14 protein-coding genes are annotated in these 12423 nt (G+C 64.1%); 10 read left to right on the top strand and 4 right to left on the bottom strand.

The window, feature by feature from the left end; genetic code table 11:
• The first annotated feature begins 28 nt into the window (after nt 1-28).
• The gene (locus LK03_RS15950; RefSeq protein WP_038413361.1) at nt 29-1186 is read left to right on the top strand and encodes a cysteine desulfurase family protein; all 1158 of its coding nucleotides are present in this window, start codon (nt 29-31) and stop codon (nt 1184-1186) included.
• 100 nt (nt 1187-1286) lie between these two features.
• Complete coding sequence (locus tag LK03_RS15945) at nt 1287-1973, top strand: GNAT family N-acetyltransferase (protein WP_038413360.1); 687 nt, start codon at nt 1287-1289, stop codon at nt 1971-1973.
• A gap of 14 nt (nt 1974-1987) precedes the next feature.
• On the opposite strand, the gene LK03_RS15940 is transcribed toward LK03_RS15945, so the two are convergent.
• Nucleotides 1988-2908, bottom strand: coding sequence for a LysR substrate-binding domain-containing protein (locus tag LK03_RS15940; protein ID WP_038413359.1), 921 nt, complete (start codon nt 2906-2908; stop codon nt 1988-1990).
• A gap of 158 nt (nt 2909-3066) precedes the next feature.
• On the opposite strand from LK03_RS15940, the gene LK03_RS15935 reads away from it, so the two are divergent.
• The 7 genes from LK03_RS15935 (at nt 3067) to LK03_RS15905 (ending at nt 8384) form a co-directional block, all read left to right on the top strand.
• Nucleotides 3067-3849 carry a YqcI/YcgG family protein gene (locus LK03_RS15935; protein WP_038413357.1) on the top strand — a complete coding sequence of 261 codons (783 nt, stop codon included), beginning with the start codon at nt 3067-3069 and terminating at the stop codon, nt 3847-3849.
• Nucleotides 3846-4481, top strand: a complete 636-nt coding sequence (locus tag LK03_RS15930) for a LysE family translocator (protein WP_038413356.1) — start codon at nt 3846-3848, stop codon at nt 4479-4481. Before LK03_RS15935 ends, LK03_RS15930 begins: the two co-directional genes overlap by 4 nt.
• A gap of 13 nt (nt 4482-4494) precedes the next feature.
• Entirely contained in the window at nt 4495-5589 is a 1095-nt protein-coding gene (locus tag LK03_RS15925) for a hypothetical protein (RefSeq protein WP_038413355.1), read from the top strand.
• A gap of 157 nt (nt 5590-5746) precedes the next feature.
• A complete protein-coding gene (locus LK03_RS15920; protein ID WP_038413354.1) occupies nt 5747-6439 on the top strand; it encodes a hypothetical protein in 693 nt (230 codons plus the stop codon).
• Between the two features lie 84 nt (nt 6440-6523).
• Nucleotides 6524-7222 (top strand): AzlC family ABC transporter permease, encoded by a 699-nt coding sequence (locus LK03_RS15915; protein WP_038413353.1) that lies wholly within the window; start codon nt 6524-6526, stop codon nt 7220-7222.
• Nucleotides 7219-7533: an AzlD domain-containing protein gene (locus tag LK03_RS15910; RefSeq protein ID WP_038413351.1), complete on the top strand. Its 315-nt coding sequence runs from the start codon at nt 7219-7221 to the stop codon at nt 7531-7533. Before LK03_RS15915 ends, LK03_RS15910 begins: the two co-directional genes overlap by 4 nt.
• Nucleotides 7530-8384 (top strand): helix-turn-helix transcriptional regulator, encoded by an 855-nt coding sequence (locus LK03_RS15905; RefSeq protein WP_038413350.1) that lies wholly within the window; start codon nt 7530-7532, stop codon nt 8382-8384. Before LK03_RS15910 ends, LK03_RS15905 begins: the two co-directional genes overlap by 4 nt.
• 20 nt (nt 8385-8404) lie before the next feature.
• Here the strand turns inward: LK03_RS15905 and LK03_RS15900 are convergent, their stop codons facing one another.
• Nucleotides 8405-10477 carry a hypothetical protein gene (locus LK03_RS15900; RefSeq protein WP_049870512.1) on the bottom strand — a complete coding sequence of 691 codons (2073 nt, stop codon included), beginning with the start codon at nt 10475-10477 and terminating at the stop codon, nt 8405-8407.
• 395 nt (nt 10478-10872) lie between these two features.
• Here LK03_RS15900 and LK03_RS15895 point away from each other — a divergent pair, with 395 nt between their 5' ends.
• The gene (locus tag LK03_RS15895) at nt 10873-11100 is read left to right on the top strand and encodes a hypothetical protein (protein ID WP_038413349.1); all 228 of its coding nucleotides are present in this window, start codon (nt 10873-10875) and stop codon (nt 11098-11100) included.
• Nucleotides 11101-11153: 53 nt separating this feature from the next.
• Here LK03_RS15895 and LK03_RS15890 read toward each other — a convergent pair whose 3' ends face one another.
• Together LK03_RS15890 and LK03_RS15885 are read right to left on the bottom strand one after the other, a co-directional pair.
• Nucleotides 11154-11642 carry a copper chaperone PCu(A)C gene (locus tag LK03_RS15890; protein ID WP_038413348.1) on the bottom strand — a complete coding sequence of 163 codons (489 nt, stop codon included), beginning with the start codon at nt 11640-11642 and terminating at the stop codon, nt 11154-11156.
• Nucleotides 11642-12247: an SCO family protein gene (locus tag LK03_RS15885; RefSeq protein WP_038413347.1), complete on the bottom strand. Its 606-nt coding sequence runs from the start codon at nt 12245-12247 to the stop codon at nt 11642-11644. Before LK03_RS15885 ends, LK03_RS15890 begins: the two co-directional genes overlap by 1 nt.
• Between the last annotated feature and the right edge of the window lie 176 nt (nt 12248-12423).

The raw sequence follows: 12423 nt of genomic DNA, 5'->3' as shown, positions 1-12423 counted from the left end.
TCCACCTTGCACGGACCTGCACAGCACCATGAACTCGCACTTGCCTCTGTATTTCGACTACGCCGCCACCACCCCTGTCGATGACCGTGTCATCGAAATGATGCTCACCTGCCTGGGTCGGCAGGGCGACTTCGGCAATCCGGCATCCTCCGGCCACGCCTACGGCAGCGCTGCGCGGGCACGGGTCGAGCAGGCTCGCCAGCAGGTGGCGATGTGCATCAATGCTACGGCCGGGCAAATCGTCTGGACCTCCGGCGCCACCGAATCGAACAACCTGGCACTCAAGGGCGCCGCCGAGGCCTTCGCGCAGCCCGGGCATCTGCTCACCAGTGCCCTTGAGCATAAAGCGGTACTGGACACTGCAGCGCAGCTCGAGCAGCAGGGCTGGACGGTGACTCGGCTGCTGCCGGATGCCGACGGCCTGATCCAGCCCCATGCCGTGAGCGCTGCGCTGCGCCCCGATACCCGGCTGGTATCGTTGATGGCGGTCAATAACGAGCTGGGCACCCTCACCGACTTTGCCGCCATCGGCGAGCGGGTGCGGGCCCACGGGGCGCTGATGCATGTCGATGCGGCGCAGGCGGTGGGCAAGCTGGAGATCGATGTTGCGCGTCAGCCGGTAGACTTGATGTCGTTCTCGGCACACAAGGCCTACGGCCCCAAAGGCATTGGTGCGCTGTACGTCGGGCCGCGTGCGCAGCCGGTTCTGCGCGCGCAGATGCACGGCGGGGGCCATGAGTTCGGGCTGCGCTCAGGCACGCTGGCCAGCCACCAGATCGTCGGCATGGGCTATGCCTTCGAACTGGCTGGCAAACCCGGCGATGCCGAGTATCAAAAGCTGCAGCGACTCAGCCAGCGCCTGCATGAGGGCTTGCTGGCGCTGCCTGGCGCAAGCGTCAACGGCAGTATCGCCCAGCGAGTACCGCACACCTTGAACCTGCGCATCGCGGCGACCGGGTTCAAGCCTGCCGCGTTGAGCACTGAACTGGCGTTGTCGACCACCTCTGCCTGCAATTCGGCCAGCAATGCGGCATCCCATGTGCTGCTCGCGCTAGGGCTCGATGAGCAGGCGGCGCGCAGCAGCGTGCGCCTTAGCCTGGGTCGCTACAGCAGTGAGGCTGAGGTGGACGCCGCCATTGCGGTGTTCACCCGGGTTATCACTGCGGGGACCAAGGCGCTCTGGTAGACGTTGTCAGGGCCGACCCGCCAAGGGTGGAAAAACGGTAGACTGACGGACCCGCGTCACCGTGCGCGGGTCAGTCAGTCCTGCCGGAGCCGTAACTGCGATGTTCATTCTTCACCGCCTCGACGGTGTCCCCCCTGAATCCTTCCAGAACCAGATTCGCCAACTGGTGATCGACCATGTGGGTGAGCTGAGCAGCGTCGCCATCAGCGCCGACAACCCGCTGTATCCGCTGTATCAGTACGGCGTTGGTCTGGAGGTACATCAGTACCTGCAGGCTCTGGACGGCACGCGCGGGTTGTCAGTGGTACTGACCTTGGCGCTGGACGCCGAGGCTCCAGAGCGCCTGCTCGGGTTCGCCCTCGCGATCAGCGCAACTGACGACCCGCAGGCCTGTGCCGTGGCCTTCCTGGCGGTCGACCCCAGCCACCGTCGGCAAGGTATCGCCCAGGCCCTGCTGGCTGACCTGCGCACGCGTTATCCCCGTCTGGAACTCAGCGCCCTGCCCCATCAGGTGCCCTGGTTCGAAGGCATGGGCCTGCAAGTGGTGCACGCCAGTGGCCCACAGGTCTTGATGAGCAGCACCGGCCAGGCCATTGGCGCGCTGATCGGTCGACTTGACATCGCGCCGATCTACCAGACCGTCGAGGTCCGCCAGATTCATGCGTACCTGCTCAAACAGCATGGGGAGCAGGCCATGATCGCCGCGCAAGATCAGCGCGACGAACGCCTCGACCAACTGACCGAACGCGCTGCAGCCTGTGTTGGTGAGCGGCGCAGCCTGCACTGAGTGCGGGTGCCGGCTTAGGCGTACAGGTAGTTCAGGTCACGGTTCAGCGCTTGCGGCACCTGGCTCAGCAGGTAGTCGCGCAGCTTGTGCATCTGCCGCGCCTTGGGGCTGGATTTGAGCCACGTCATGTAATAACCGTCGCCGGTCGACACCGCCTGCTTGAACGGCGTGATCAGACGCCCGCCCGCCACGTCGGCACTGGCCAGCACCAGGTCGACCACCGAAATGCCGAGGCCCTGCTGCGCGGCGGAAATCCCCTGGTCGAGGGTATCGAACACCTGGCCGCGGTCGATACCGATGTGCAGCGCGTCCAAACGCGCCAGCCAGCGCCGCCAGTCGCGCCGGTCAGGTGATGGGTGCAACAGATCGCAGTGCGCGAGCACTTCAAGATCAGCAGACGGATTGGGCAGGTAGTCCGGGTGACAGACTGGAATCAGCCATTCATCGAACAGTTTGCAGCTCTCCACATCGGCGGGGAATCGACCATTGCCCAGCAGGATCGCGCAGTCATAAGGCTCGGAGTAGAAGTCCACCGAGTCGATGTCCATCCACACGCTGGACAACTGCACGCTGCAGGTGTCGTCGAGCTTCTTGAAACCATCCAGGGCACGCAGCAGCCAGCGCACCGTCAGCGTCGAGGGTGCCTTGAGTCGCAAACCGTAACGGTCCTGGCGCAGCAGCGCGCAGGCGTTCTCGATGATCTTGAAGCCGACCTTGAGTTCCTGGGCGAGCAAACGCCCGTGCTCGGTCAGGTGCAGCTTGGGTCCGCGGCGCTCGAACAGGCTGCAGCCGAAGAGGTCCTCCAGGGTCTTGACGTGATGACTGACCGCGCCCTGGGTGAGTGCCAGCTCCTGGGCGGCGCGGGTAAAGGAGCCATACCGAGAAGCGACTTCGAACGCGCGAAGGGCGTGAAGAGCTTGAATCCGTTCCGACATGACCACCCTTCCATCATGAGTAAAACTAATATTAGGTCATAGTTCCACCGGTTTTACAACGCCTGGGGCATCTCTGAAAATGCGGTGATTACCTACTACCTCTGTCTCAGGCGCCCTGGCGGCGCCTGCGAGCAGTGGGCGACGCCCTTGAGGGAATAATGTTTACGGGTTATGGAAAATGCTATCGCCTGGATGCGCTAGAGCTGGCCGATGAACATGCCGATGATCAGCAGCACTGGACCTGCACTGCCTTGCGCCAGTTGCGCGCACGCCTTGCCGACCCTGCCTTTCCGTGCCTGTTCGGGCGCAAGGCGGTAGCGGCACAGACCTGCCACCTGGTGTTCGCCCGCGCCGGGGCGCTGGCAGCGGATATCGCCAATGGGCTGCGCAGCTATGTCGAGCTGCTGCAGCCAATCGCCCTCAAACAGCGTATCGGCAATCCTCTGCTGGTGTTCCTGCAGACCGAGCCCGACAGCGATCTGGCCGACCAGCAGTCGCTGGCGTGGGGCGTCTTGCAGCAGGTGCATAGGCTCGACCCCTACCCCTGGCCGGATGAAGTCGCTCGCGACCCCCATGACACGCAATGGGCATTCTGTTTCAACGGCATGCCCCTGTTCATCAACATGAGCTTTCCCGGCCATGTGCGGATGCGCAGCCGCAACCTGGGTCCGCACACGGTCTTCGTCATCAACCCCAGAGAAAGCTTCGATGAGGTAGCGAGCGCCCATAGCGAAAGCGGTCGACGCATCCGTGAGCGAATCCGCCAGCGGGTCGCTGACTACAACGACGGAACCATACCCGCAAGCCTCGGTTTCTTTGGCGCTGCGGACAACTATGAATGGCAGCAATACCAATTGCAGGAGCCCGGCTCGCTGAACCCGCAGCGTTGCCCGTTCCGTGCGCTGCATGCCGACGACACCCTCAACGAGAACGAACCGTGAATACCGCGCTGACCGCCACCTACGCCCTGACTGTCCTGCTGCTGATCGCCACGCCTGGCCCGGTGGTGGCGCTGATCGTCAACACTGCCGCCGCATCCGGCTCGCGCAAGGCATTGTTCACCGCACTTGGCACGAACTGGGCATCACTGGTGCTGATCGCTGCGGCGGCGTGGATCATCATGACCAGCGCGGCCATCGACCGCGCCTGGCTCAGTGGCATGAGCCTGCTGGGCTGCCTGTTCATCGGCTATATCGCCTTCGGCACCCTGAGGGAGGCCCTTCAGCAGCCGGCGCCCGCAGCACAGGTGTCTGCGCACGAGCTGCCACGTCAAGGTCGCGGCGGGCTGTGGCAAGGTTTCATGGTGGGCATCTCCAACCCCAAGGACATCATCTTCTTCATCTCGTTCTTCCCGCAGTTCATCCAGATCACCGAGTCGTTCGAAAAAAGCATGGTGGTGCTGTCGCTGCTGTGGATCGCCATCGACTTCGCCGTACTGAGCCTGTACATCTTCGCCATCGGCAAGATCGCGTCGCCGCGCAGCAATCGCCTCATCACCCTGGTGTCGGGGGTCATGCTGATGTTGATCGCTGCTGCAGGTCTGGCCTACAACCTGCGCGCCTTGCTGGAATGAGGATCAGGCTGCAATGACTCAGCCGTCGATCCCGCCTACCGAACCAGGCGCTGCCAGCGCGGCAGCGCTGGCCGAGGACTACCAGCGTTTCATAAGGCTTGGCCACCGGCGCCTGCCGCTGACCCTGTACATGCAAGAGCGTGACTACCGGTCGGCAACGCTCAACACCGACGCGCTCGGGCTACGCTACAGCCACTGGTCGAGCAAACGGCTTTCTCTGGCCGAGCGCGGCGGGCTGGCGCGAGTGAATTTGCTGGTCGGGGGCTCGACGGCACAAGGCATCGGCGCCAGCTGCGACGCCCGCACAGTGGCTTCGTTTCTCTCGACCTTGAGCGGCGAAGCCTGGTTGAGCCTGGCCGGATGCGGACTGAACGCGACCCAGGAACTGATGCTGTTCCTCACCCATCAGCATCGGCTGAGCAAGGTTGGCCACGTAGTCGTGCTGAGCGGGCTCAATACTCTGGCCCACGAGGCGCTGGCAGAATGGGTCGGCAGCGATCCGGCGCAGACCGAGTTGCGAGCCTGCGAGCAGTTCCTCAGCACCTTTCACGAAGGCATGCAGGTACAGCCGCGTGCCGACTCGATCTGGCAACGTCTGCGTGAGCGGTGGTTCTGCACGCCTGCGCCGCTGCGGATCGCCGCAGCGCCCTGCACGCCCCCCGAACAACGGCTGATGCGTGCGGCCGACTGCATTGGCCGAACCCTGCGACAATGGCAGCAGTTGCTGGCCGGCAGCGATACCACCCTGACCTTCATGCTGCAACCGTGGCTACCCTGGTGCCGCGAAGAGCTGCCGCCCGGCGAGCAGGTCATGCTCGCCGCCTTGCAACGACAGGCAAAGCCTTTCGACGGCCTGCTGGCGGGCATTGGCGCCGAACACCACGCCGGTTTCTTTCGGCGCATCAAGCGTCAGGCCGACGAGGTGCCCTGTTATGACATGAATGGCATGCTCAGCAGTTCGCCCGTCTTCGCCGAGCAGTTGTTCATCGATCGCCTGCACTTCAACGACCTGGGAAACAACGCGCTGGCCAAGGTAATCACTGCCAAGCTGGGACTCGCCCAGGAAAAACACCCGGGACGCAAAGGCGTGCCAGTCAAGCTCGTCTGATTCCCATGACCCGGACTTTCGACATTGCGCAAAGCGTGTCTAGAATAGGCCGCAGATTCTGTCAGGCTCGAGGCATACGTTTGTCATCCATGAACTCCCCAATCGTTGTCCTGCCACACGCTCCCGTTCGCGCCTGGCAAACAGCCGAGGCTGGCCTGTGATTCGCCGCTCGCGGGCCACGTTGCTGGTGCTGGCGTGCGCCCCCTTCACCGTGCAGGCACTGGAGGTGCAGATCGACGCCCATGCCGATCTGCTCTACCGCCAGGCATTGCCGTTGCTCGAGAAGGCCGACGCCCAGGGCAACGGTAACCCATTGCTGCCCGTGCTCGACAGCGATCCAGAGCTGACCCGCCAAGGCCAGGCCATGGCGCACACATTGCCGGCAGCGGTGGCGCTGCTGAAAAAGTCCGTGGCGCTGGATCATCCGGTCGCCAAGTACCGCCTGGCCCTCTACTACATGACCTACCTGCCTGCCGCGCAGATTCCTGACGCCGCCTGCCCGCTGCTGGAACAAAGCCTCAGCCAGGGCTTCGCTCCCCCCGCTTCGGCCATTGCTACCTGGTGCCCGCCCTACAACGCCAGCCAGGCGTACCGCGATGCGCTGGATGCACTGCCGGGCATGGCCTCCGTCTACGCCTCGTATTATCCGCAGCCTGCTGCGGTGCTGGCCTGTAGTCGCAGCCGTCCGCAGGGTTTGCAGATGCAATGGGGCCGCCAGCGTGATTTCCAGGCCGAGGTCTACCGCTTGCTGGGCGACCTGGACCCTGCCCGACGCCAGGCACTGCTGCAAAAGGCAGTAGAGATCAACGGCTGTGCCACCGCCCAGCGCCTGCTCACCAGCTACCGTTGAAGCGCCGCTTGAGCAAGAACGTTCAAGCCCGCGCCGCGAAGGTTCAGGCATGCTGAACGTCCTTGCCCAGTCGTTGCCCTGCCCATGAAAACTTCTACCCTCGCCCGCCAGGCTTTTCTGCGTGGCGCCATTGCCATCCTGCCGCTGAGCCTGGCCGTTGCCCCCTGGGGCCTGCTTGCCGGCTCAATGGCTATCGAGGCTGACCTCAGCGCGTGGCAGGGCCAAGGCCTGTCGGCCATCGTGTTCGCCGGCGCCGCGCAGCTCGTGGCCATCGGCATGCTCAAGAGCGGGGCCGGTCTGTTATCGATTCTGCTCACCTGCCTGCTCTTGACCTCACAGCACCTGCTGTACGGGCTGTCGATGCGCCCGGTTCTGGCAGAGCAGCCCCTGCGCTGGCGGCTGGGTCTGGGATTTCTGCTGACGGACGAATTCTTCGCCCTGATCAGCCAGCATGACGCCCGTCAGTTCAACCGCTGGTATGCCCTGGGCGTGGGCCTGACCTTCTATATCGCCTGGAACCTGTTCACATTCGCCGGCATCGTGTTGGGTCAACGCATTCCCAACCTGCAGGGCCTGGGTCTGGACTTTTCCATCGTCGCCACGTTCGTCGCCCTGATCGCACCACGGGTGCGCGATGTGCCCACTGCCGTGTGCGTTGCAGTGTCACTGTTCTGTTCGGTGTTGTTCAGCCTCTGGCACTGGGAGACCGCGCTTGTCGCCGCGGGTCTGCTGGGCATGGCCGCAGGCTTCGCCTGCCAGAAACTGCAAGGGGTACGCCGATGATCTGGTTGCTCATCGTTGCCTTGGGGATTGTCGTGTTCCTCAATCGCTATGCCTTTCTCGAACCTCGCCTGCCGCTGCGCCTGAGCTCCAACACACGGCAGTTCCTGGGCTTCGCCGTGCCCGGTATGCTCACCGCCATCTGCGGACCGATCATCTTTCTACCTGAGCATCAGCTCAATCTCGACCCGCTCAACCCCTACCTGCTCGGTGCGCTCGCCGCCGTAGCGCTGATGCTGTGGACCGGCCGGGTGTTGCTCAGCCTGTTGCTGAGCATGGGACTGTTCCTGATCCTGCGCGCGGCACTGACATGAGCACCTCATCCGGCGAGCGTACGCACCTGTGGCAGGCGCCAGCGCTGGGTGACGTGGAAATGCTCCATGCCCGGTACTTGCAACAGCGCTTCGCCCCGCATGTGCACGAAGGCTATGTGTTTACCGTGATCGAATCCGGCGCGCAGCGCTTCTGCCACCGCGGCAGTGAGCATCTGGCGCCGGTAGGCAGCATGGTGCTGATCAACCCGGACGAACTGCACACCGGCGCCAAAGCCCACGAAGCGGGCTGGGGCTATCGGGGTTTCTATCCCGACATCGAGCGGGTCACAGGGGTTCTGGACGAGTTGCAAGTGTCCCGCCGCGGCACGCCGTTGTTCAAGGACAGCGTCATCCATGACCCACCCCTGGCCCGCGCCTTGAGCCAGGTGCACCAGCTGTGCGAAGCACAGGCCAGCGCCTTGCAGCAGCAGACTGCCTGGCGCCAGGCCGTGCTGATGCTGGTGCAGCGCCATGCCCAGGGCCCTGGGCTGAGCCTGGCCACACCGGGGCGCGAGCCGCTGGCGGTGGCGCGGGCGCGCGAGCTGCTGGACAGCCAGTTGGCCAACCCGCCGTCCCTTGAGGCGCTGGCCAGCGCGGTCAACCTCTCGCCATTTCACTTCGCCCGGGTGTTTCGCCAGGCCACCGGTTTGCCGCCCCATGCCTGGCTCAAGCAACGCCGCCTGATGCGCGCGCGGGAGCTGCTCAAGCACGCGGCGTCTGCGTTGGAAGTCGCCTGCTTGCTGGGTTTTGCCGATCAGAGTCACCTCACCCGGCAGTTCAAACAGGCCTACGGCGTGACGCCCGGCGCTTACCGCCTGGCATGTGGCAGAGCCCTGAGCGCTTCGGTGTGATTCAAGCTGCCAAACCTGACTCAATCGAGCACGTAGACCCCCACGCTGCGGATGCCGTTGTCGTCACGTCGGGAATGCACGCCCTGCACTTGCGGGGCGAACTGCGGGTAGTGCGCCTGCAGCGCTTCGATGCCCTCGAGGTACGCCAGCAGCGCTGATGTCCAGCGCTCGCCGGGCGCTATGCAAACGCAGCCGCTTGGCAACGCAATCACCGCTTCGGCAGCCACACATCCAGGGGCCTCGCCGAGGCTGATCCAGCGCGTGGCGTTGCCGATGAACAGCTGGTTGGCGTGGTAGGGCGAACACACGTAGGAAGCTTGCTCGTCGGTGCTGAAGATCGCCGCCTGCAAGTAGCCCAGACCGTGTACGGCCATCAGTCCATTGAGGCGGCTGCACAGGTCGGTCAAGCTCATGCCGGCATACCGCGCGCAATCGCGCCGCAGCGAAGGCAGGACTTCGAGCACGTCGGTCTGCAACTGCACATGCTGCTCGAAGGCCACCAGGCAATCGACCAGCCGCGCGAGCCCGGCCTGATCGCTGAAAGGCGTTACCACCAGGGTGAAGCTGTAGAGCTCAGGGCGGTCGACGGTAAAGCCGTGGTCATGCAGATACGCCACCAGTACGGCTGCCGGAATGGCTACGGCTTGACCCGCGCCGTCGCTGATCAAGGTGACCTTGCAGGGGTCATGGTAGTGCAGGCGTGGCTCCTGGGACTGTGCCTCGTCGCCGCTCACGGCCAGGTACTCGCAGACCGCCGCGTGCGCTTGAGCGCTCGCCAGTGGCCGCAGCAGGCGGCAACGCGCGCTTACCGCCAGACACAACTCTTGGGCACTGAGCAGCGCCTGCTGCCACAGGCGCTGGCCCTCTCCTGCAGCGAACATGGCGGCGTTGATTTCCAGCGACATCAACGGCGGGCAAGACAGATTCGCCGAAGCGTGCTGCCCACAGGCGCTGCTGAACACCGCCGCACTGCAGTAGCGCGGCAGGTGGCGCAGGTGCCGATCCTGTTTGTGAATTTGCGCCGCCGTGGTCAGCCCAGCCATCTGCTGGTGTACCGAATGGGTGACGATGATGCCAGGTGAGGTGTCATCCACCGGCGCTGCCAGCGGTGAGAGGTGCGCCAGACGGTCGATGAACGCCTCGTGTCCACCGCAGCCGGCATCGAACAGCACGTAGTCACACAGATGCCCGACGCGTGCCAGCCAGGCTGCGGCATCGAGCAGCACACCGGTGCGCGTGACGGCCTGCACCACGGCCAGCCGGAACGGTCTGCGGCGACTGCCCTGGGCATCACTGCGGGCAGCCGCAGCCTGGCGCAGGCGCCCTTCCTGCAACGTGCCGCAACGATAGCCGGCCAGAATGCCACGGGCGTCATGCAGGGTATCGAGGTACACCGGCAAGGCACCGCTCTGTAACAAGGCCCCCTGAAACACCGAAACATGGCACGCGCGATCCATCAGGATCAGGTCACCTGCGCGCAGCAGCGCACTGGCCACGATGCGGTTGGCGGTGGCGGCGCCGTTGAGCACGAACCACGTCTGTTCAGCGCCGAATACCCTCGCTACCAGACGCTGGGCGTCATGCACCAGACCCGCCTGCCAGTCCAGTGCGCAGTTCTCGACGGTGCCTTGAGAAAGGTCGGCCTCGAACACCTGGCGGCCCAGCAGGCGTCTGAAACGGGCACCGGCCGGATGCTGACTCAGCGCCGAACCGCCCCGATGGCCGGGGCCGGCGTAGCGTTCGGTGGTGGCTGCGATGAGCCCTGCCAATGCCCGGGTCAAGGGCGGCAAGGCCTGCTGCTCGTAGGCCCGCGCTGACGCGATGATGCGCGGATAATCACTGGCCCGCAGGGGTAGACTCAGGTGCACTGCCCCTGGCACTTGCAGCCGCGCAGGCTCGGTGCCGATCACGATGAACAGCGGCAGCGCCCAACGTGCTACCGCATCGGCGACGCCTGGGTGCCGCGCGTCGTCCTCGCTCAGCAGCAGCGCCGACGCCTCAGCCAGGCACGCCGGCGCATCGAATACCCGTCCTGTCGCATCACACCATTGCGGCAGCACCAGTTCGGCGCTGTGCACGATCAATACACTCACGGCGAAACCCTCCTATCAGACCACACGACGGGGAGCCCCTCGCTTCCACGCTAGGAGTCGATGAACGACACTGAAAGGCCCAGCGAGGTAACAAAATGTGTACGATCACCTCGGCCATCTCGTGGGCAGCGGCAGGCCGCTTTGACCAAACGGGGCGTTCACTCGGCCAGCGTTGCAGGATCGGCGGTCAACGGAGGGGAAGGTGCAGACGGGTTGTCAGACGGGGGCGTAGACGAACGATCCGTTGTAAACGTAGGCGGGCCTGTAGGATCGGTCTGATAAGCGTGCGGAGGTGCTCGGCTGGAGCTGCGGTACGGCGACGCTCGCCCGTCCGCCTGTGGCAGCGCTTGCCCAGGCCACTGCTACACTGTCTGGGCCGACCGGAGGAACTTGCCATGTCTGCCAAAGAGATCAACACACTGCTCACTCTGATGAACCAGCGCCAGGCTCGTCTGACCAGCACTTGCAAGCAAATCGCCGAGTGGATCGATCGTCAGGGCGACGTACCGACTGCCGGACAGATCCGCGCCAGCCTAAGGGCCCTGGAAGAAGAAGAAGCGCAGGTACGCAAGACGCTGTCCAGCCTCAGGCAAGACCGGCCACTGCCGCGTTTTCGCAGTTGAGTTTGCCTGGTACATCAAGCGACGGGGCCGGCTGAGCGACCCCGCCAAGCGTATCAGTGCATGCTGCCGTGGTCGTGACCATGATCCGAGGATTGGCTAGTCAACCCGCGCACGGGAGCCTGTACCTTGAGGGTCTGGGTTTCGCCCGCGGCGGTCTTGATGGTCAGGGTCAACGGCACGTGCTCACCTTCTTTCACTTGTTGCTTGAGCCCCATCAGCATCACGTGATAACCGTTGGGATCGAGGGTCACCGGCTTGCCGGCAGGCAGGGCCAGCACTTTGACCTGCTGCATGCCCATTACGTCGCCATTCATGGTCATCTGGTGAATCTGCACGGTCTTGGCCACTGGCGAAGCCACGCTGACCAGCGCGCTGTCGCGCTCGGCCGTCAACACCATGAATGCGCCAGTCGCCTGTTGCTGCGGCACGCTGGCGCGGACCCACGGCTCACTGACGGTGGTGTCGGCCATGGCCGAGATCGAGCAGCTCAACAGCGCCACGGCGGCCAGACGACGGGTGAACGAATGCAGCGAAACAGCCATTAGCAGATCTCCATCAGGGTGAGCAGGTCTTCGGTGCATTCCTTGGCGTTGAGCGAATGGCCCAGGCTCAGGCGCAACGTACCGCGAGAATCATAGACGTAGCTGGTGGACGTATGCGAGATGGTGTAGGTATCACCGGCCGGCACTTTCTCGTAGTACACCTTGAATTCACGGGCCACCTGATCGATTTCTTCCGGTGTGCCGGTGAGCGCGGTGAACGAGGGATCGAAGGCTTTGACATAGGCATCGAGCACTTCGGGTGTGTCACGTTCCGGGTCGAGGGTAATGAACACCACTTGCAGGAAACCGGCATCGCGGCCCATCAGCTTCTTGATCTGTGCGGCGCGGGCCAGCGCTGTCGGACACACGGCCGGGCACTGGGTGAAGCCGAAGAAGATCATCGGCATGGTGCCGTAGAAACTGGACAAGGTGCGGACGTTGCCTTGCGGGTCCTTGAGGCTGAACGAGCGACCGAGAATTTCGTTGCTCATGTTCTTGCCGTACTTGAACTCGAGTCCGCGCGCCGGGTTGCAGCCTGCCAGCAGGCCAAGCCCGAGGACGCCCATTCCGGCGACCACGGCGCGCCGGCTCAACAGATCAGTCATGAAACCATCCTTTACAGGGAAGGTGCCGGCCCCTCGACGGGGCTGGTCGGAAAACCGGGGCATTCTTGCATGACGTCTCCAGCACAACCACCGGGCATTGCCCTGATCGGCCGCAAAGCCCCGTGAAATCAGGCTGCGGCCTGTTGTCGCAGCGCTTGTAAAAGTAACAGTTTGTT

It is taken from the genome of Pseudomonas cremoricolorata (assembly GCF_000759535.1).
Taxonomy (GTDB): domain Bacteria; phylum Pseudomonadota; class Gammaproteobacteria; order Pseudomonadales; family Pseudomonadaceae; genus Aquipseudomonas; species Aquipseudomonas cremoricolorata_A.
Note: the sequence above shows the minus strand (reverse complement) of the source record. Positions and strands in the feature narration are given on the sequence as shown.